Genomic DNA, 20209 nt, shown 5'->3' with positions numbered 1-20209 from the left:
CAGGGAATTACCGCGGGAGCGCCGGTCCAGGGCCGGGCTGAGGTGCCCTGGGCCGGCGCACTTCTCGCGGAGAGAGCCTCCCGCGGTCCGGGTTACTTCAGGGTGATGCCGGTGGCGATGCAGGCGACGCCGTCCGGGACGTTGCTCGTCTCGGTGGGTTCGCCGCTGGTCACGCCCTTGAACAGCGCGCACACGTTGGTCGACTTGCCGCCGATGATGGTGGCGTTGGTGATCGTGGCGGTGTCGCCCAGGTTCGGGTTGATGCCGGCCAGGGTCTTCAGCGGGGCGGTGACCGTGACGTCGGAGATCTGCACCTTGCGGGCGAACTGCTTGGAGCAGTTGCCGCAGGAGCGGTAGAGCTTGCCGATGTCGGTGGCCTGGAAGTTCTTGATGACGAACGTGCCCGGGCCGTTGTGCTGGAAGACCTTGTCGGACGCGTGCATCGCGCCGCCGCCGGTCACCGTCATGGTCTGGCTCGCCGAGGTGCCCTTGAAGGTGGCGGCGTCCTCGCCCACGTCGAGCCACCAGACGTTCTTCAGCGTGCAGGAGCCGGCGCAGTGCACGCCGTCCGCGGCCGGGGCGCCGATGATCACGTTGGACAGGGTCGCGCCGTCGGCGAGCTGGAACAGCGGGTCCTGACCCTCTTCCTGGTCGCCGCTGCCGAGGTCGCCGCCGCCGATGAACTCGACGTTGCCACCGTCGAAAGTCCCGCTGACGGCCTTGGTGGCGGTCAGCGTGGTGGTGCCGGTCGCCTTGGGCCAGCTGGTCGCGACCGCGGTGGGTGATGCGGTCGCGGTCTTGGTCGGGCTGGGCGCCGCGGTCGTCGGCGCCGTGGTGGGGGCCGCGGTCGTCTTCGAGGGGGTCGGGGATGCCGTGGCCGGCGAGGTGGTAGCCGGGGTGCCCGCGATGGCGGTCACCGCGACGTCGTCGAAGGACGCGACCGCCGACGTGGTGATCAGGCCGACCCGGCCCTTGGTGAGCTTGGCCGTGCCGCTGCCGACCTTCGCACCGTCCACGTAGCCGGTGACGGTGCTGCCGGAGACGTCCAGGCGCAGCGTGTGGAAGCCGGACGCGGCCGAGGCCAGGGTCAGGTTGCCGAGCACGGTGACGGCGTCGCCGCGGACCTCCTCGAGGCGGGCCGCGCCGGGTGCGAGCACCAGCCGTTCGAACTGGTGGGCGCCGCCGGCCCGGGCGGCGATGCCGGCCGCGGCCGCGCTCCCGGTGAGGGTCACCGCCTTGACCTTGGCGGTCAGTGTGTAGTCGGTCCAGCCGCTGTCGCCGGCGAACTGGCGGGCCAGCGCGCTGCCGGCGTCGGACTGCCGTAGCGCTTTGCTGCCGTCGGCGACGACCGCCCAGGAACCTCCGGACTTCGACCAGCCGGCCGTGTCGCCGTCCTCGAAGTTGTCGGACAGCGATGCGCTGCTGCCGGCGAACGCGGTGGCGGTGAGGCCCGCCGCTCCGGCCAGGACGATCGCAAAACCGCCGGCTATGGCGGCGCGCCGCCGCCCGCGGGGACGGGCGGTCTGTGCGTGCTTCATCGGTGAGTTCCTCCAGATCAACGTCGTACGTGATCTAGTGGTTTGGGCCCGGGGAAAGGTTGCCGGTCTTCCGCGATTAACTTTCTGTGACCGGGGGAACGCTGCCCGGATGGAAAACCCACAGGTGGTGACGGCCGAGGAGTGGGAGCAGGCACGCGCGGAGCTGCTCCGGGCCGAGAAGGAAGCGACCCGGCCGAGCGGGGCTGGACGATGCCGCTCGTCTCGTCGCACGGCACGTCGTTCGCGGACGACTGCGGCGCCGGGGGTGGCTTCCAGTTCTGCATGTTCCTGCGGGACGCCGACGAGATCTACCTGACCTATCGCACCGGTTCGCGCGGGGTGGACCGGCTGCTGTTCTCCAACAACATCCGCGACCTCAGCGCCTGGGGCCGCCAGAAGGACTGGGGGGACTCCCCGCCGGCTGGCCGCAGCACCCGACCTACGGCTGACAGCAAGAGACGCCCGGCCATCAGGCCGGGCGTCTCTTAAGAACTAGCGGGACGCGCCCGCGCGCCGCTTCGTCCAGACGTCGAAGGCGACCGCGGCCAGCAGGACCGCGCCCTTGACCAGCATGACCTGTTCGGACGGAGCGCCGATCAGGCTCATGCCGTTGTTGATGACACCCATGATCAGGCCACCGGTGATGGCGCCGACGACCTTGCCGACGCCGCCCTGAACCGCGGCGCCGCCGATGAAGGCGGCCGCGATGGCGTCCAGCTCGAACTGGTCGCCACCGGTCGGGTTGGCCTGGTTGAGGCGGCCCGCGAAGATGATGCCGGCGATGGCCGACAGCACGCCCATGTTCACGAAGATCCAGAACACCACGGCCTTGACCTTGACGCCGGAGAGCGTCGCGGCCTGCAGGTTGCCGCCGACGGCGTAGATCTGCCGGCCGAAGACCGCCCGGTTGGTGACCAGCGTGTAGCCGAGCACCAGGATGGCGAGCAGCACCAGCACCCACGGCAGGTTGCGGAAGCGGGCCAGCTGCACGATCACGAACATGACCACCACGGCGGCGACCACGATCTTCGCGACGAACAGCGGGAACGCCTCGACCGCCTGGCCGTAGCGCACCCGGCCGGCCCGCGAGCGCCACTGGCTGACCACGATGCCGACCACCGCGAACACACCGATCAGTACGCTGAGCAGGTCGGCGCCGCCCAGATAGTTACCCAGGCCGATGTTGCCGAGGTAACCGTCGGTGAAGCCGTTGGCGAGGGTCCGCACCGACTCGGGGAACGGGCCGATGCCTCGGTTGCCGAGGATCATGTAGGTGATCGCGCGGAACAGCAGCATGCCGGCGAGCGTGACGATGAAGGCCGGGATGCCGAAGTACGCCACCCAGTAGCCCTGCCACGCGCCGATCGCGGCGCCGACCACGATGGTGATCAGCAGGGCGAGCGGCCACGGCACATGGTGGTTGACCATCAGCACGGCGGCGATGGCGCCGGTGGCCGCGACGACCGAGCCGACCGACAGGTCGATGTGCCCGGAGATGATCACCAGGATCATCCCGATCGCGAGGATCAGGATGTACGAGTTCTGCACGATGATGTTGCTGATGTTCTGCGGCGCGAGCATGTCGCCGTCGGTGAGGATCGTGAACAGCACCACGATCACGGCGAACGCGATGTAGATGCCGCTCTGCCGCAGGTTGATGTTGAACTTGCGGCCGCTGGCGGACGACTCGGGCAGCGACGGGCCGCCGCCGCCCACGGCGAGCTCGGCGTTGGTGGGGGCGAGGCTCACCGTGGTGCCTCCTGTCCGGCGGTCATGAGGGTCATCAGACCTTCCTGGGTGGCCTCGGCGCGGGGCACCTCACCGGTGATCCGGCCGGCCGAGAGGGTGTAGATGCGGTCGCAGAGCCCGAGCAGCTCGGGCAGCTCGGAGGAGATCAGCAGCACGGCTTTCCCCTCGTCGGCGAGCCGGTTGATGATCGTGTAGATCTCGTACTTGGCGCCGACGTCGATGCCCCTGGTGGGCTCGTCGAGAATCAGCACGTCCGGGTCGGTGAAGATCCACTTGGACAGGACGACCTTCTGCTGATTGCCGCCGGAGAGCTTGCCGGTGATGCTCGAGACGCTCGGGGCCTTGATGTTGAGGCTGCGGCGGTATTCCTCGGCGACCTTGAATTCCTCGTTGTCGTCGACCCAGCCGCCCTTGGCCAGTTTGCCCAGGGCGGCGGCGGAGACGTTCCGCTTGATGTCGTCGATCAGGTTCAGGCCGTAGCGTTTGCGGTCTTCCGTCGCGTACGCAATCCCGTGCCGGATGGCCTCGCGAACCGAGCGCAACTTGATCTCCTGGCCGTTCTTGAAGATCCGGCCGGAGATGCCGGTCCCGTAGGACCGGCCGAAAACGCTCATCGCGAGCTCGGTGCGCCCGGCGCCCATCAGGCCGGCCAGCCCGACGATCTCGCCACGGCGAACCGACAGACTGGCGTTCTGGACGAGCAGCCGGCCGTGCTGGGTGGGGCTGTGCACGGTCCAGTCCTCGATCCGCAGCACCTCCTCGCCGATCACCGGCTCGTGCGGCGGGAAACGGTGGTCCAGGTCCCGGCCGACCATGCCCGAAATGATCTTGTCTTCGGTCAGGCCCTCGGCCGGCAGCGTGGTGATCGTCTTCCCGTCGCGCAGGATCGTCACCCGGTCCGCGATCTCCAGCACCTCGTTGAGCTTGTGCGAGATGATCACGCAGGTGATGCCCTGGTCACGCAGCCCGCGCAGCAACCCGAGCAGGTGCGCCGAGTCGTCGTCGTTGAGCGCCGCGGTGGGCTCGTCCAGGATCAGCAGCTGCACCTGCTTGGACAGTGCCTTGGCGATCTCGACCAGTTGCTGCTTGCCGACACCGAGGTCGAGGACCGGGGTGACCGGGTTCTCGCTGAGGCCGACGCGCTGCATCAGCTCGGCGGCGGCGGCATTCGTCCGGTTCCAGTCGATCAGCCCGCGCTTGGACTGCTCGTTGCCGAGGAAGATGTTCTCGGCGATGGAGAGGTTGGACGCCAGCGCCAGCTCCTGGTGGATGATCACGACGCCGCGGTGCTCGCTGTCCCGGATGCCGGCGAACCGGCACTCCTGACCATCGAACTCGATCTCGCCCTCGTAGTCACCGTGCGGGTAGACGCCGGAAAGCACCTTCATGAGGGTGGACTTTCCGGCGCCGTTCTCCCCGCAGATTGCGTGGATCTCGCCGCGGGACACCTCCAGGTTGACGTCCGCGAGCGCTTTCACGCCCGGGAACGTCTTGGTGATGCCCCGCATCCGCAGGATGGTGTCACTCATGACCCGAGCTGGGCCTTGGTGTAGTAGCCGCCGTCGACGAGTTCCTTCTCGTAGTTCGACTTGTCCACGACCACGGACTGCAGCAGCATCGACGGGACGACCTTGATGCCGTTGTTGTAGTCGGTCGTGTTGTTGGTCTGCGGCTGCTGTCCCTTGAGGACCGCGTCGGCCATCGCGACCGTGGTCTTGGCGAGCTCGCGAGTGTCCTTGTAGATCGTCGAGTACTGCTCACCGGCGATGATCGACTTCACCGAGGCGAGCTCGGCGTCCTGACCGGTCACGATCGGGTAAGGCTGAGCGGCGGTGCCGTAACCGTTGCTCTTGAGCGCCGACAGGATGCCGATCGACAGGCCGTCGTAGGGCGAGAGCACGCCGTCGACCTTGGCGCCCGAGCGGTAGGTCGAGGTCAGGATGTTCTCCATCCGGTCCTGGGCGACCTTCGGCTGCCAGCGCAGGATCGCAACCGTCTTGAAGTCGGTCTGCTTGCTCTTGACCACGATCGTGCCGTCGTCGATGAACGGCTTGAGCACGCTCATCGCGCCGTTGAAGAAGAACGTCGCGTTGTTGTCGTCCGGCGAGCCGGCGAACAGCTCGATGTTGAACGGGCCCTTCGCGGTGCCCTTCGAACCGTCGGCGTTGAGGACCTTGAGGCCGGTCAGCAGCGAGGTCGCCTGCTGCACGCCGACCTTGTTGTTGTCGAAGGTGGCGTAGTAGTCCACGTTCGGGCTGTTGCGGATCAGCCGGTCGTAGGCGATGACCGGGATCTTGTTGGCCTTCGCGTTCTCCAGCTGGGTGGTGATCGCGGTGCCGTCGATCGACGCGATGATCAGCAGCTTGGCGCCCTTGGTGATCTGGTTGTCCAGCTGCTGCGTCTGCGTCGGGATCTTGTCCTCGGCGTACTGCAGGTCGACCTGGTAGCCCAGCGCCTCGAGCTGCTTCTTCAGGTTGTCACCATCGGAGATCCACCGCTCCGAGGAACGGGTCGGCATGGTGACGCCGATCAGGGCGCCCTTGGTGTCGCCCGGGGCGGCCGCCTTGTCGGCGGTCTTTTCGCTCGAGCCACATGCGGCGAGTGCCGCGGAAAGGACAACGGCGGAGGCGATGGCCCCCATCCGGGAAAGTTTCATTGCGCGTTACTCCTTCATCGGGGCGGCGGCGTGGCGTCGAGTGTGAACGCTAACAACGGGGGTGTCAACTGTTCTGGCAACGTCCGCGACATGTTGAGGAAACTTGTTTCTCAAACGTGCCCGACCTCGCCAGAGGCCAAATTGTTATCGATAACAGACGGTGTTCGTCAGTCCAACCAACCGAGACGGGCGACGTGAAAACCGAGCTGCATACGGGTCCGGCCGCCGGTCTTTTCCATCAGATGCCGCACCCTTCGCTGGACCGTGCGTAGCGATGTGCCCAGATGGGCGGCCACCGCCTCGTCGGTGAGCCCGGTCATCAGGAGGCTGACGATCCGGGAGTCCAATTCATCCAGAGATTTCGTACCATCAGGGGTCGCTCGCCGCCACTCCGATTCGAAGAGCGCGACAAGCGCCTGCAACAGCCCACTCTCATGGACCAGGAGCGCGCCCGGCGGACCGGCCGAGTGCAACGGCATGAACGCCTGCTCACGATCCACAATCAACAGCTTGAGGGGTACGGCGTCGGCGATGCGGATCTCCTCACCGGCGGCCCGGGCCGCGACGATGCGAGCGAACGCATCCGGCTCCTCGTCGAGCATCGCGCGCTCGAACACCACGCGGTAACGGACGCCACGCTCGACCGCGCTGTCCTCCTCGACGTTCTCCGCCGCGCTGATCACCGCGATCGGCGCCTTCACCAGCGACAGCACCTCGTCGCGAGCGCCCAGCTGGAGCCGGCCGAACGCCTCGCGCACCTCGCCCAGGCCGTGCAGCACGTCGACGATGCCCGGCGCGCCCCGGCGCTGCGCGGCCGCCCGGTAGACCTCGTCGAGCACTCCGAGCTCCGACTCGGCGCGCTGCAGCTCCTCGCGGCGGCGGCGCAACGCGTCGCGCAGGGTGGTGGCCGGCGGGGTGGCCACGAAACGGTCCGGGTCGCCGAGGCTGCGCACCGCGAGGCCGGCCGCCTCGAGCCCGGTGAGCAGGTCACGCGCCTGCCCGGCGGGCACCCGCAGCATCGACGCGAACTCGTCCGGGCCGGCCGACGGAACGGTGATGAGCGCGCGATAGGCGGCCGACTCCGCCGCCCCCATGCCCAGCACGTCCGGCTGCACCGCGCACCTCCGCCGTTGGATTTACCGGCGCAGTTTGGCGGATTTACGTCAGGAACGGAAGCCGCCGTAATCGATCCGTTGCACGAGCACGTGCACGTGCACGATCGTCGACATACCCGACTTTATATAGAGGAATTCCTATGCAGCGATGTGCCAACGGCGGCACGCCGATCTGGGCTCTGCTCCCGTCCACCGAGCGGGACCTTAGGTGGACGGGTCCGGCGATCCGCGCCTACCGGCAGCGGTGACCCCGCCACGCGGCGCGGCGGCCACGACACGCGGGTGGCCGCCCGCCGCGCGGTGATCTCTGGCGGCTTTCCGCCCTAGCGGCCGGTGGGCTGCATCGACTCGTGGTAACGCATCCAGGTGCCCTTGCCGTCGTGCTTGGCGGCGTACATGGCCAGGTCGGCGGCGCGCAGCAGGCTGCTGACCTCGTCGCCCGGGCTCGCGCAGGCGAAACCGATGCTGGCGTTCGCGCGCACCGCGGTGGCGCCGTACGGGATCGGCTCCTCGAGCGCCTCCAGGATCCGCTTCGACGTCAGCACCGCGTCCTCGTCCGAGCAGTCGCGCAGCAGCATCGCGAACTCGTCGCCGCCGAGGCGGGCCACCAGGTCGTTGTCGCGCACCGAGGAGCGCAGCCGGTCGGCCACCCCGGCCAGCAGCGCGTCGCCGGCCTCGTGGCCTAGGGTGTCGTTGACCGCCTTGAAACCGTCCAGGTCGATGAGCACCAGCGAGGTCGTGCCCGGCGTGCAATCGGCCAGCGCCGTGGTCACCTCCTCGTGGAAGTGGGTGCGGTTGGCCAGGCCGGTCAGGCCGTCGAACAGGGCCTGGTGCCGCAGCCGGGCCTCGTGCTCGCGCAGCTCGGCCAGGGTGGTGTCGAGTTGCTCGATCAGCCGGGTGTTGTCGTGGAACGCGGCCAGCTGGCGCAGCACCACGAGGGCGAAGATCAGGCCGAGGCCGGAGACGGCGCCCCACAGCTTGGTGTTCGCGTCCTGCGGGAGGGCGGCGAGCACCGCGGTGAAGGCGACGGCGATCGACCCGTACGGCAGCAGGCTGTAGGGACGCCGCCGGCGTGAGCCGAACGCGGTGGTCGCGTCGACCCGGACCACGATCTCCTGGATCCGCGGGCCCAGCGCTATCAACAACGACGGGAAGAACCGGACGGCATAGACGTACGCGGGCACGTGGCCGTCGGCGGCGGACGGCAGGAAGAAGCCGACGCTGTTGATACCGGCCGACAGCACCATCGGGATGGCCGCCGCCCGGTGCATCGGCGCGTTGCCGCTGAGCACGAGCTTCACCGCGGCGAAGCCGGAGGTGAGGATGACCGCGCCGGCGGCCAGGGTGCCGACCAGGTCGTCGGTGCTGCTCTGGCCGGCGGCGAAACACCAGGCGACGACGGCGCCACCGACCAGGACGGTGGTGGAGTCCAGCCAGAACGCCAGCTTCTCCCGGCCGGACTGGCCGGGCAGCGGGTGCAGCAGCATCGCGACGATGACCGCGCCCATCCCGACGGCGAAACAGGCGCCCTGCACCGTGCCGCCGGCTGTCGACCACTGGCCGTGCCGCTGGAACGCGAGGACGGCCTGGGTGGCGTCGCCGACGGTGAACAGCGTGCCCGCGACGAACAGCACCCGCCAGAACCGCCGCAGCGCTCCGGTCGCCTTCCGGCAGACCCGCCACGACGAGTACGCCAGAAGCGCGTCCAGCGGCGGCTGGAACGCCCAGAACGTGCGCACCTGTCCGTTCTCCTGGCCGGCCAGGGCGAACAGCACGGCGACGCCGGCCAGCGCCCACAGCACGGCCGCGATCATGACGGAGTCATGGCGCAGCGCGAGCGAGAGCGCCCGGCGGATGCGGAGTAGGGCTGCCGACCTGGCCTGGATCACAAGGTCGCTATCGACCGGGCTACCCCCGGCCTGAGGATTCGCCGCCCGATCCGGGAGCCGAGAGGCCCGATCCGGGAGCCCAGAGGTGGGTGCGGATGGTGGTGCCGGTGGGGCCGGTGTGAATGCGGACCAGGTCGCAGATCTGGTTGACCAGCAGCAGACCGCGGCCGCTGGGCAGTGTCGGGTCGGGCGGGACGCGGCCGGCGAGCGGGTCGGTGATGTGGCCGGCGTCCTCGATCTGGCAGGCGAACAGGCCCGGCTCGGTCCAGGCGGCGATCCGGCCCGGGCCGGCGGCGTGCCGGACCGTGTTGGCCGCGAGCTCGTGGGCGGCCAGCACCATCTCCTCGACCCGGTCGTCCGGCAGCACCGTCGCCGCGTGCCGGCGGACGAAGTCTCGCACCGCCGCCATATCGGGCACCCGCTCGTAGCTGAGGACGTCGGCGTCCGCCGGTGGCGGCGGGAGCGGCACGTTGAAGTCGCCGGCGGTCGCGATCGGATCGCCGTAGGCCGGGCTCGGCACCCGCACCCCAGCGTCGATCATGACCGGGTGGGTACGCCACGCATCGGCGATCGCGGACTCGGCGAGCAGGGACGTGTCGTAGGGGCAGAGGATGGACGCCTCGCGGTTGGCGAACACCGTGTTGATCAGGGCTTCGTGGGCGGCGCAGGCCGGGTACTCGACCGTGGTGCGGCCCGGCCAGACCGGCTCGCCGACGATCGCCACCCGCTTGCCGGGGTGGGCGGAGACGAACCGCAGCAGCAGCCCGGGGATGATCCGGCCCGGATTGCGGCCGGTCACCGTCATGTCGGCGAAGTCGACGTGCCCGGCGGCGCCCTCCAGGACGGGGCGCAGCAGCTCGAGGTTGTGGCCGGGCACGGCGACCAGGACCGGGTCGCCGGCCTCGACCGCGGACCGGACGAACGGCACGATCGCCGCCAGGAGACCGGCGGAGTCGCGGTAGAGGAGACCTGGATGGTCCAGCGGACCGTCGGTCATCGGGCCTCCGCAACGAGCGCCGGAACACCGTCCGCGCCGTGGAATCGCAGCAGCCGGAGCAGGCTGGGCGAACAGCCGGTCAACCGGACCCGGCCGGCGCCGCTCGCGGCCGCGGCGACCAGCACCCGGGCCGCCGCGATGTCGGCGAAACGCAGCTCGGAAACGTCGATCGTGACGTCCGGTCCGTCGTCGAACAGGTGCTCGGCGACGGCGCGCAACGCGTCCCGGTTCGACAGGTCGGCCTCGCCCTCCAGACGCAGCCCCCACGGGTCGAGCACCCGCCGCATGCGCAGCGACGAGTCGGGGTCGAACGGCATCTCCGAGCCGGCCGCGCCCGGGTGCGCCCAGAGCAGCCGGCGCAGGTGCAGCGGGTCGAAACGGCGCCGATCGTACGCACACACTCCGGCGACGTAGCCCTCGGCGAAAATCATGTTGATCTGCGCCTCGTACCACGGCAGGTGCTCGAACCCCGGGAACCGGCGGCTGGCCCAGGACATGTCGCCGAGCAGCCGGATGCCGCGGTATCCCGCCGACCGGGCCCGGGCCACCTCGGAACGCCAGAGGAGCATCGTCGCGTGCGGGTCGAAGGCGCCCGAGGCCAGGTAACTGCCCTCGGGCGTGTCCACGCTCAGATCACCGGCGCCGAGCGCGGCGCCGGTGTCGACACCACGCTGCCGGAGGCCCTCGACCACGGCTGCGGGGTCGTCGCCGCAGTAGAGCACGCGCTCGCGGTTACGCAGACCGGTCCGCACGAAACCGGCGATCGTCTCCATCCGGATGACGTCGTCGTCCACGGACCAGCACACATGATCACCGAGCGTGACCTGGTCGAGGAGCGGAGGGCCGCCCACGATTCTCCCTCCCACACGGTCGCTGGGATGCGGTACACCGTACCTACGACCCTGCGCGGCGGCGCTACCCCGCGGGGGTGACAGATTTCGCGGAGTGGGAGGTGATCACGCTACGTGGCCGAGACCCAGGTCGGGTGGGTGGCGGCGAAGGTGGCCACGGTGTCGTTCTTCGCGGCCTTCAAGAGGTCGAGGCTGTCGTCGCTGAGGATCTCGACATCACCGATGCCGGCGACCTTCTCCGGGTTGAACTTGCCCTCGTTCGTCTTGATCGTGATCAGGTCGCTCGGGTTGATGCCCTTCATCGCGAAGACCCAGTCCTCGAGCGAGATGCCGCCGGTGTCGACCGTCATCGTCTTGCCGATCGCGGTGATCAGGCCGGGCAGCTTGGTCGGCGAGTTGAGGCCGTCCTTCACCGCCTGGTTGATGATCGCCTTGAAGAACTGCTGCTGGTGCCGCTGGCGGCCGTAGTCGAAGTCGTTGTTGGCCAGCAGGTCGCGCTGGCGGACGAAGTCGAGCGCCTCGGTCGGCGTGAAGCAGTGGTTGCCCTTGGCGTAGAAGTTCGCGGTGACGCCCTTGATCTTCGACTTGAGCGTGCCGTCCGGGTTGATCACGTACGGCGCGGCGGTCTTGCCGGTCTTGTTGTCCTTGCCGATGTGGATCGAGGTGGTGTCCTCGTCGACATACATACAGACCTTGCCGAGCACGTTGACCACATTTTTGAAGCCCTGGAAGTCGATGATCGCGCCGGCGTCCGGGGTGATCCCGGTCAGCTCCTTGATCGTCAGGGAGAGCAGCTCGAACCCGTGCGACAAAGCGGCCTCGCCGGTCAGCCCGCGGCTGCCGAAGAAGAACGCCGAGTTGATCTTGTTTTTGCCGCCGGCGAAGGACTGCTTGCCGTTGTCGTAGGCCGGGATCGGCACATAGCTGTCCCGGGGCAACGAGATCATGTAACCGGAGTCGTGATCCGACGGGATGTGCAGCAGGATGATCGAGTCGGACCGGGTGCCGGCCGTGGGCAGCGCGTCCTTACGGGCGTCGATGCCGACGAGCAGGATGTTCTTCGCCCCGGTGATCGACGCGTGCTTGACCTCTTCGGTGGTCTTGGCCGAACCGATCAGGCTCTGCTGGCTGACCGCCTTGGTCGCGGCGTCGACGGTCGCCTGAAGGGCCACCACCGATCCCCCGCCGACCACGGTCAGCACTGCGCCGAACACGAGACATAGGCGTGCCCAGCGTGGGCTGCGCCGCCGGCGAACTTTCCTCTTCAAGACCATCTCCTCTGCGGCTTCCTCCTATAAGACGGACGCCGGGACATCAAAAGATGCCTCTGCCCGGTGAGAATTTGGTGAGAAAGATCTGTCAAGGTCCTGAGACTCCCTCACTTCCCCTTCTGTCCGTCCCGTGTTAACCGGTTGGCCGCCGGGTGCCCCTAACGTCCGACCTGCCAGCGCTCCCCTCCCCGCTAAGCAGGTCGCCTCATGTCCACTGAACCGGACGTCAGCGTCGTCATCCCGACGCTCAACCGCCCGGAACTGGCCGCCCGGGCCGTGCGCAGCGCCCTCGCGCAGACGCACACGAACCTCGAGGTGGTCGTGGTCGTCGACGGCCCCGACCCGGACACCCGCCGCACCCTGGAGTCGATCGGCGACGACCGGGTGCGGGTGCATGAGCTGCCCCAGCGGGGCAAGGCGCCGAACGCCCGCAACCAGGGCGCGCTGGCCGCCCGCGGCACCTGGACGGCGCTGCTCGACGACGACGACGAATGGCTGCCCGGCAAGCTCGAGACGCAGCTGAAGCTGGCCGCGACCGCCACCCGGGCATCGCCGATCGTCGCCACCCGCATGATCAGCCGCACGCCGCGCGCCGACAGCGTCATGCCACGCCGGCTGCCCGCCCCCGGCGAACCGCTCAGCGAATACCTCACCGTGCGCCGCGGCCTGTTCTACGGCGACGGCTTCATCCAGACCTCGACGATCATGGCGCCGACCGAGCTGCTGCGGCGCGTGCCGTTCACCGTCGGGCTGCGCCGCCAGCAGGAGCTGGACTGGACGCTGCGGGCCATCCGGGAGGCGGACACCGAGCTGCTCTACGCCGACGAGGCGCTCGTGCTCTGGCACCAGGACGAGGACCGCGACCGGATCAGCCTGCAGAACCCGTGGGAGGAGCAGCTCGAGTGGCTGCGCGCCAACCGGGCCCTGTTCACCAAGCGGGCCTATGCTGCGTTCACGATGAGCGTGCTGAGCTCGATGGCCGCGCCCACCCGCAGCGGCCACGTCTTCCGGGAACTGCTGTCCGAGGCCCGCACCCACGGCCGGCCCGGCGCCATCGACTACGTGACGTTCCTGCAGATCTGGTCGCTGCCGCCGAGCGTCCGCCACCGGCTGCGCGATCTGGTCGTCGGCCGCCGCGCCGGCGCCGATGCCCGCTGACCCGCGGGTCGCCATCTGGCGCAGCGCGATGCTCGGCGGCTCCGAGACGTTCGTGCGCAACCAGGGCGACGCCCTGTCCCGGTGGAAGCCGACCTATATCGGGGCGACAAAACAGAGTTCGGCCCTGTCCCGCGACAGCGACCTCATCGCGTACCCCGCAAGCAGTGACCGCAACGCCTTCCTCCGCCTGCGCCTGACCGGAAGCTCGCCCCGCCTCCGCCGCCTGCTCGCCGGTTTTGATCTGGTTCATGCGCACTTCGGCGGCGACGGCTGGCTGGTCAGCGGCGAGGCGGCCCGGCTGGGCATTCCGCTGGTCGTCACGGTGCACGGCCACGACGTCACCCGCCAGCCGGCCAGCGGCGGCGCGCACGGCCTGCGCTACCGCCGCAACCTGCGCACCGTCTTCGACCGCGCCGCGGCGATCATCGCGGTCTCCGACGTGATCAAGAGCAAGGCGATCGGCTGGGGCGCCGACCCCGCCAAGGTCCGCGTCCACTACACCGGCGTGCCGATCCCCGCCGCCGTCCCGCCGTCGCCGAAACAGTGGGACGTGGCCTTCGTCGGGCGCTTCGTCGAGAAGAAGGGCGCCGGCGACCTGCTCGCTGCCCTCGCTTCACTCGGCCAGGACAAACCCCGGGCCGCCAAACCTCGGGCGATCTTGATCGGCGAGGGACCTTTGCTTCCGGCCATGATTGCGTACGCGCGGGAGCTGGGCGTGGATGCCCAATTCCTCGGTTCCCGGACACCGCACGAGGTGCTCGAGGTCGTGACGGCGTCCCGGGTGTTCGCGGCCCCCTCGCGCACCGCCGCCGACGGCGACACCGAGGGCCTGCCGACGACCATCATGGAGGCCGCGGCGCTCGGCCTGCCGGTGGTGGCGACCCGGCACAGCGGCATCCCCGAGGCGGTGACCGACGGCGAGACCGGGCTGCTCAGCGCCGAGGGCGACCGCCCCGCGCTGGCCGGCAACATAGCCCGGCTGCTGGCCGACGAGCCGCTGCGCGAACAACTCGGGTCGCAGGCCCGCGCCTACATGCAGGCCAAGTTCGACCTGGTCACCCAGACCCGCCGGCTGGAGTCCCTCTACGACGAGGTGAGTCGCTGACAGGTCCGGCACAGGCCGTCATGCGAGGGTCGAGCGTGCGGAATGTCGTCCTGGCTGTCAGTGTCCTGTTCACTGTCCTTCTGGCCGGCGATCCGGTGACGGGCGATTCGCTGCGGCGGGGCTACAACGGGCTGGCCGCGACGCCGCCGATGGGCTGGAACAACTACAACGCGTACGGGCTGGACTTCACCGAAGAACTGGTCCGCCAGACCGCCGACGCGATGGTCTCAACCGGGCTGCGCGACGCCGGGTACCAATTCGTCAACCTGGACGACGGCTGGATGGCCGCCACCCGCGACGCCGACGGCAACCTGCGCGCCGACCCGGCCCGCTTTCCGAGCGGCATCGCGGCGCTCGCCGACTATGTGCACGCCCGCGGGCTGAAGCTGGGTGTCTACCAGGACGCCGGGCTCAAGACCTGCGGCGGCCTGCCCGGCAGCCTCGGCCACGAGCGGGCGGACGCCACCATGCTCGCGTCCTGGGGCGTGGACTACCTGAAGTACGACAACTGCTACGCCGGGCCGGGCTGCGACCAGATCAGCTGCCCGGACGGGACGGCCGCGCCGGCTCAGGACCGCTACGCCGTCATGCGGGACGCGCTGCTGGCCACCGGCCGCCCGATCGTCTTCAGCATCTGCAGCTGGGGCACCGAGAACGTGGCGAGCTGGGCCGCCGGTTACGGCAACCTGTGGCGCACCACCGGGGACATCTCCACGACGTACACCAGCATGCTCTCGATCTTCGAACAGACCGTCGGGCTCTCCGCCTCGGCCGGGCCGCACGGCTGGAACGACCCCGACATGCTGCAGATCGGCAACGGCATGACGGTGATCGAGGACCGCACCGAGCTCAGCCTGTGGGCGATGCTGGCCGCGCCGCTGATCACCGGCACCGACCTGGTGTCCGCGACGCCGGAAACCCTGGCGCTGCTGACGAACGCCGCCGTCATCGCCGTCGACCAGGACCCTCTCGGCCGCGCGGCCACGCTGGTCACCGCCGCCGACGGCTTGAACGTGCTGGCCCGGCCGCTGTCCGGCGGCGACGTGGCGGTCGCGCTGTTCAACGAGACCGACTCCCCCGCCACCATCACCACCAACCTCTCGGCGGTCGGCGTGGCCGCCGGCAACCACACCCGGACCGACCTGTGGAGCGGGGCGGCCACGTCGTCGGCCGGCCCGATCGAGGCGACCGTCCCGGCGCACGGCACCGTTCTCTACCGGATCGATTAGTTTCGTCGGATGCGAGTGCTCATCACCAACGACGACGGGGCGGACGCGCCCGGCATCCGCGCGCTGGCCTCGTCGGTCCGCGACCGCGGCTACGAGACGGTCGTCGCGGCGCCCGCCGAGGAGGCCAGCGGCATGAGCGCCGCCCTCACCGCGGTCACCGAGGACGGCCGGGTAGCTTTCCGGACCCACCCCTTGGGGTACGCCGTGGCCGCCTCCCCCGCGTTCATCGTGGTCCTGGCCGCACTCGGCGTCTTCGGCCCACCGCCGGACCTCGTGCTGTCCGGCATCAACCGCGGCGCCAACACCGGCCGCGGCGTCCTGCACTCCGGCACGGTCGGCGCCGCGCTCACCGCCGCCAACCAGGGTTTTCGCGGCCTGGCCGTCTCCCTCGACGTGATCGCGCCCGGCGACACGTTCACCGTCACCGAGGACGCCCGCCTGCACTGGTCCACCGCCGCCGACCTGGCCGCTGACCTGCTCGACCGGCTGGCCGACGCCCCGCACCGCACCGTCCTGAACCTCAACGTCCCCGACCGCCCGGCCGCCGAGCTGCGCCGGGCCACGCTGGCCAGTTTCGGTCAGGTCCGCATGGCCGTCGCCGAACACGGCGCGGACTTCGCCCGCCTGACCCTCGAACGCGACGAACCGCCCGAGGAGAACAGCGACGTGGCCCTCCTGTCCCAGGGCTACGCCACCCTGACCGCCCTCCAGCCGGTGACCGAAGCCCCGAACATCTCGATCCCGACCCAGCGCATCCCGCGCTGAGCAGCCATGGAGATCCGCTCTGACGACGGTGCCTGGCTGCGGGTCTGGCCGGTTGGCTACCAATTCGGCGTCGAAGCGCCGGATGAATGGGAGGAATGGGACGACTGGCTCGTCATCGCCGCGGAGGCCACCACCGCTGATCGGCGCACCTGGTCGTTCCGCGACCCCTGCCTGACCACCGCCGAGGCCGGGGATCTCGCCCGATGGCTTCGGCGCCCGCCCGGCGAGCACGAAATCCTGTTCACCGAGCCCAACATTGCTTTCCGGACGCGCTCCGGCCGGCTCGACGTCTCCTTCTCACACGAGTCGTTGCCGCCGTGGTTGCCCGGCTCCGGCCTCGGCCGCGTGTACACGCTGGGTCTGGATCTCTCCGACGGCGATCTCGCTCGAGCAGCTGATCAGTGGGCCGCCGAGATCGCGCTGTTCCCGTCACGGGCCGCCGGAGCTTGAATCGGCATGGCCCCTAGGCTCGGGTCATGACGATTCGGCCGCTGGTTGACGACTCCTTCGCGGTGCCCGGCGTGCTTGTCGCCGATGGTTTCCGGCTCGAGTTGCTCGGGCCGCAGCACAACGAAAAGGATCACGCGGCCTGGATGTCGAGCATCGAACACATCCGGTCGACGCCGGGGTTCGGACGCGGCTGGCCGCCCGCCGACGGGATGACACTCGCCGCGAACCTGTCAGACCTGGAAAGCCACGCGGACCGGTCAGCCCGACGGGTGGATTTCGCGTTCTCGGCCATCGAGACCGCCACCGGCGATGTGGTGGGTTGCGTGTACTTCAAGCCGTCTCCGACCACGGAGGGCGAGGTGACGGCGTCGTCGTGGGTAACCGCCGCCCGCGCCGACCTGGACGGTCCGCTGACCGACGTGGTGGGTCGGTGGCTGCTGGCGGCGTGGCCGTTCGAGATCGTGCAGTACCGCTCGGGCGACTCCCCGACGACAATTCGTCGAAATCGCGAGTAGACAGATCGCGGCCGACGACGGCCCGAACAGACCCCGGGCACGAATGCCATGCGAGCCCCTCAGCCGGCCCGGCGCGGCGACCCAGCGCGTTCTTACTGGTCAGCGTGGTGCCTGCCCGACAGATCAGCAGTCCCCATCGCCGCTTTGCTCTGCGCACCCATACGCGCGGCGCGTATGGGTGCGCAGAGCAGCGCGCATAGGTGCGCAAAGCAAAGCGGCGGCACCGGGCATGGGTGCTCGTCGCGGCCCACGCGGAACGGTCCTGCGGAATACCGCTCAGCCGCGGGTGCGGCGGACTACCGCGCGGACCGCTCGGCGGCCCGCTTTCAGGCCGCCGACCAGGGTGTTCGCGGCTTTGCCGGGCACGGTTGCGGAGAGCACCGCGTTGAGTTGGCGCAGCCGCTTCAGCTCGTGGTCGCGGTAGGCGATCTGGCGTTCGTAGAACTCGTGCGTGGCGCGGGCGTCGGCCAGTTCGCGCTCGAGGCGGTCCCGGGCCATGGTCAGCTCGCGGACGGTTTCCACGCCGGCGCGCGGGCCGGGCGGCACGTCGCGCGGGTCGAGCTCGCGGCCGGTCATGCCGGCCAGCAGCGCGGTCAGCGAGGCCTCGTCGGCCGGGGACGGCCACAGGTGGGCGTAGCCACCGTCGATCATGGAGGCGGCGAGCCGGCGCAGTGCCTCGACCGGGTTTCCGGCCGGGGCCAAGGCGTGATGATTGCCGTCGGCATCGACCACGACCTGGGCGGCCGGGACGCCCGCTGCCGGGCTGTCCTGCCAGGCGGTCAGCAGCCCGCGCACCTCCGGCGTCGCACGCCTTTGGCACGCCGAGATCAGCAGGTCATCGAGCGTGCGGCCACTCGGGATCGGCACGCCTTCACCCCGCGCCCAGCGACCCGCGCCATCGCGCCGGATCTCATCAACCCACCCGACTCGGCCGGGCCGGCTCGCTGCCGCGCTCTCCGCAGCGGGCTCCGCCGGGACGGCCGGCGTGTCCGCGCCCGCGGAGGCCGCCGGGCCGGAGGGGCCGGAGCCGGCCAGCACGGCCGCCGGGCCGGTGGGGCCGGGGTCGGCCAGCACGGCCGCCGGGCCGGAGGAACCGGGGTCGGCCAGCACGGCCGCCGGGCCGGAGGAGCCGGGGTCGGCCAGCACGGCTGCCGGGCCGGTGGGGCCGGGGTCGGCCAGCACGGCCGCCGGGCCGGAGGAACCGGGGTCGGCCAGCACGGCCGCCGGGCCGGAGGAACCGGGGTCGGCCAGCACGGCTGCCGGGCCGGTGGGGCCGGGGCCGGTCAGGAAGATCCAGGCCGGGGCGAGGTCGTCGGCGAGGCCGTGGTGCAGGGCGCCGGTGATCAGGCGAGACGGGTCGGCCAGCAGGCGGGCCGGTGGCAGGTTCAGCGTTGCCGCCAGGAAGCCGTGCAGGGCCGGGTCGGCCAGGACCTCGCCGCCCAGCAGGGCGCCGGGATAGGCCGCGTAGTCGCGGACCACCGTTAGGCCGGCGGCGGCGAGCCTGGTCCGGAGCGCGTCGGGGCCGGTGGGGCGGGAGGGGTCGCCTTCGCCGGCCGCCGACCACTCGGTGTCGGTGGGGGCGCCGGGGACGGCCAGGAGGCGGTGCAGGCCGAACAGGTTTTCCAGGCGCAGCAGCAGGCGGGCCTGCGGGGCCAGGAACGACAGCAGGAGGGTGAGGGTTTCGTCCCAGGTCAGGCTGGGCGCCTCGGTGGTCAGGAGACGGTCCAGGCCGTCCAGGGCGACCACCGTGTCGTACGCCGGAAAGTCCGTCAGTTTCTCCAGGCTGCCGCAACACACCGTCACGCCGGGGCGGGACGCGTGGCGGGCCGTCAGCAGTTCGGCGTCAGGCACGCCGCGCACCAGCAGCGTGATCTCGGCGGCCGGGAGCGCGTCGATCAGCTGTGGGGCGTGCGGGCCGGCGACCAGCGTGCGGCCGGTGGTCGCGGCCAGCAACGGGAGAAAGGCGGGGTCGGCGGCGGGGTCGCCGACGAGGTCGGACCAGACCGACATCTCGCCGCCGATCAGCTGCATCATCGGGTCAGCACTCCGGTCAGCTCGGCGTCGGCGACGCTCGTGGGCATCGGCCAGCCGAGCAGGCGGCGCAGCTCGGCCGGGGTGAGCAGGCGGTCGGCGCCGAGCTCGTCGGTCGCGATCCGGCGAGCGGTTGCCGGGTCGGGGCGCGGGCCGTGCAGTTCGGCCCATTCGCGCAGGATGCGGGCCTGGCCGCCGAACGCGGCCTTCTCGTTCTCCAGGTGCATCGGATCGCCGTAGACGGCCGGCTCGCATCCGGCCAGGGCGCCGTAGAAGACTGCGCTGCACAGCCGGTTCGACGCCACCCGCTGGTGCCGGCGCAGCTCAGCGAGCTGCCGGTAGAGGAAGCCGGGATCGAGGTCCTTCCACCAGCCGCCGCGGTAGCCGTGGCAGATGACCCGGAAGCCGGCGCTCTCGTAGCGGCGGCGCAGCTTCGCCGACCGGAACTCCTGCCAGTAGAGACACACCGTGACCGGGCCGTCCTCCACCTCACGGATCTCCGCCATCAGCCCGTCGTGGTCGCCGACGACGTGCTGGCCCTCCCAGCCGTGGAACGGGTACCAGATCGTGCCCTCGCGCTGATCGGAATCAGACAGCGGCTCCATGGTCAACAAGTACGCGAAAGGGGCGCCGACCACGTAACCCTGGCGGCGGCCAAGCGACCAGGCGCGCCGGCGGGTGCGCTCCGACCAGAGGAACGACGGCACGCCCGGCGCGTACTCATGATCGGGGGCCAGGCCGTCGCCGATGTTCCAGCCGTGCTGCAGGTAGCCCTGCAGGCGCGGCGGGTCGGTGTCGTCGAGACCGCAGTAGCGCGCCAGGACATGGGAATGCCCGTAGTAGTGGTTGGCATGATGCACGCCCCATCCCACATCACCGAAGCAAACACC

Annotated in this window: 18 protein-coding genes; 7 read left to right on the top strand and 11 right to left on the bottom strand. The window is 70.2% G+C overall.

Annotated features, from left to right (window positions below; translation table 11 throughout):
• Window positions 1-92: 92 nt before the first annotated feature.
• The gene (locus AB0E90_RS31570) at window positions 93-1538 is read right to left on the bottom strand and encodes a pectate lyase (protein WP_360414010.1); all 1446 of its coding nucleotides are present in this window, start codon (window positions 1536-1538) and stop codon (window positions 93-95) included.
• Between the two features lie 141 nt (window positions 1539-1679).
• Between AB0E90_RS31570 and AB0E90_RS31565 the strand changes: the two genes are divergently transcribed.
• Entirely contained in the window at window positions 1680-2027 is a 348-nt protein-coding gene (locus tag AB0E90_RS31565) for a DUF899 family protein (RefSeq protein ID WP_360414007.1), read from the top strand.
• 3 nt (window positions 2028-2030) lie between these two features.
• Here AB0E90_RS31565 and mmsB read toward each other — a convergent pair whose 3' ends face one another.
• The 8 genes from mmsB to AB0E90_RS31525 all read right to left on the bottom strand — a co-directional run bounded on the left by mmsB (window position 2031) and on the right by AB0E90_RS31525 (window position 12063).
• Window positions 2031-3287 (bottom strand): multiple monosaccharide ABC transporter permease, encoded by a 1257-nt coding sequence (mmsB, locus tag AB0E90_RS31560; protein WP_360414004.1) that lies wholly within the window; start codon window positions 3285-3287, stop codon window positions 2031-2033.
• A complete protein-coding gene (gene mmsA / locus AB0E90_RS31555; protein WP_360414001.1) occupies window positions 3284-4816 on the bottom strand; it encodes a multiple monosaccharide ABC transporter ATP-binding protein in 1533 nt (510 codons plus the stop codon). Before mmsA ends, mmsB begins: the two co-directional genes overlap by 4 nt.
• Entirely contained in the window at window positions 4813-5943 is a 1131-nt protein-coding gene (gene chvE, locus AB0E90_RS31550) for a multiple monosaccharide ABC transporter substrate-binding protein (RefSeq protein WP_360413998.1), read from the bottom strand. Before chvE ends, mmsA begins: the two co-directional genes overlap by 4 nt.
• Window positions 5944-6110: 167 nt before the next feature.
• A complete protein-coding gene (locus tag AB0E90_RS31545) occupies window positions 6111-7058 on the bottom strand; it encodes a helix-turn-helix domain-containing protein (RefSeq protein WP_360413995.1) in 948 nt (315 codons plus the stop codon).
• Window positions 7059-7381: 323 nt separating this feature from the next.
• Complete coding sequence (locus AB0E90_RS31540) at window positions 7382-8947, bottom strand: GGDEF domain-containing protein (RefSeq protein WP_360413992.1); 1566 nt, start codon at window positions 8945-8947, stop codon at window positions 7382-7384.
• Between the two features lie 19 nt (window positions 8948-8966).
• Window positions 8967-9944: a sensor histidine kinase gene (locus tag AB0E90_RS31535; protein WP_360413989.1), complete on the bottom strand. Its 978-nt coding sequence runs from the start codon at window positions 9942-9944 to the stop codon at window positions 8967-8969.
• The gene (locus AB0E90_RS31530; protein ID WP_360413986.1) at window positions 9941-10795 is read right to left on the bottom strand and encodes an MEDS domain-containing protein; all 855 of its coding nucleotides are present in this window, start codon (window positions 10793-10795) and stop codon (window positions 9941-9943) included. The genes AB0E90_RS31535 and AB0E90_RS31530 overlap by 4 nt, the downstream gene beginning before the upstream one ends.
• A gap of 110 nt (window positions 10796-10905) precedes the next feature.
• Window positions 10906-12063 (bottom strand): LCP family protein, encoded by a 1158-nt coding sequence (locus AB0E90_RS31525; protein WP_360413983.1) that lies wholly within the window; start codon window positions 12061-12063, stop codon window positions 10906-10908.
• Window positions 12064-12273: 210 nt separating this feature from the next.
• On the opposite strand from AB0E90_RS31525, the gene AB0E90_RS31520 reads away from it, so the two are divergent.
• The 6 genes from AB0E90_RS31520 to AB0E90_RS31495 are packed head-to-tail and all read left to right on the top strand — an operon-like array spanning window position 12274 to window position 17288.
• Window positions 12274-13224 (top strand): glycosyltransferase family 2 protein, encoded by a 951-nt coding sequence (locus AB0E90_RS31520; RefSeq protein WP_360413980.1) that lies wholly within the window; start codon window positions 12274-12276, stop codon window positions 13222-13224.
• Window positions 13214-14329: a glycosyltransferase gene (locus AB0E90_RS31515; protein WP_360413977.1), complete on the top strand. Its 1116-nt coding sequence runs from the start codon at window positions 13214-13216 to the stop codon at window positions 14327-14329. The genes AB0E90_RS31520 and AB0E90_RS31515 overlap by 11 nt, the downstream gene beginning before the upstream one ends.
• 35 nt (window positions 14330-14364) lie before the next feature.
• A complete protein-coding gene (locus AB0E90_RS31510; RefSeq protein ID WP_360413974.1) occupies window positions 14365-15558 on the top strand; it encodes a glycoside hydrolase family 27 protein in 1194 nt (397 codons plus the stop codon).
• 9 nt (window positions 15559-15567) lie between these two features.
• Window positions 15568-16323, top strand: coding sequence for a 5'/3'-nucleotidase SurE (locus AB0E90_RS31505; protein ID WP_360413971.1), 756 nt, complete (start codon window positions 15568-15570; stop codon window positions 16321-16323).
• A gap of 6 nt (window positions 16324-16329) precedes the next feature.
• Window positions 16330-16773 carry a hypothetical protein gene (locus AB0E90_RS31500; RefSeq protein ID WP_360413968.1) on the top strand — a complete coding sequence of 148 codons (444 nt, stop codon included), beginning with the start codon at window positions 16330-16332 and terminating at the stop codon, window positions 16771-16773.
• Between the two features lie 26 nt (window positions 16774-16799).
• The gene (locus tag AB0E90_RS31495) at window positions 16800-17288 is read left to right on the top strand and encodes an N-acetyltransferase (RefSeq protein ID WP_360413965.1); all 489 of its coding nucleotides are present in this window, start codon (window positions 16800-16802) and stop codon (window positions 17286-17288) included.
• A gap of 276 nt (window positions 17289-17564) precedes the next feature.
• Here the strand turns inward: AB0E90_RS31495 and AB0E90_RS31490 are convergent, their stop codons facing one another.
• Together AB0E90_RS31490 and AB0E90_RS31485 are read right to left on the bottom strand one after the other, a co-directional pair.
• The gene (locus AB0E90_RS31490) at window positions 17565-19322 is read right to left on the bottom strand and encodes a hypothetical protein (RefSeq protein WP_360413962.1); all 1758 of its coding nucleotides are present in this window, start codon (window positions 19320-19322) and stop codon (window positions 17565-17567) included.
• The gene (locus tag AB0E90_RS31485) at window positions 19319-20179 is read right to left on the bottom strand and encodes a hypothetical protein (RefSeq protein ID WP_360413959.1); all 861 of its coding nucleotides are present in this window, start codon (window positions 20177-20179) and stop codon (window positions 19319-19321) included. Before AB0E90_RS31485 ends, AB0E90_RS31490 begins: the two co-directional genes overlap by 4 nt.
• Between the last annotated feature and the right edge of the window lie 30 nt (window positions 20180-20209).

Source organism: Actinoplanes sp. NPDC026619, assembly GCF_040638295.1.
In the GTDB taxonomy this organism is placed as follows: domain Bacteria; phylum Actinomycetota; class Actinomycetes; order Mycobacteriales; family Micromonosporaceae; genus Actinoplanes.
Note: the sequence above shows the minus strand (reverse complement) of the source record. Positions and strands in the feature narration are given on the sequence as shown.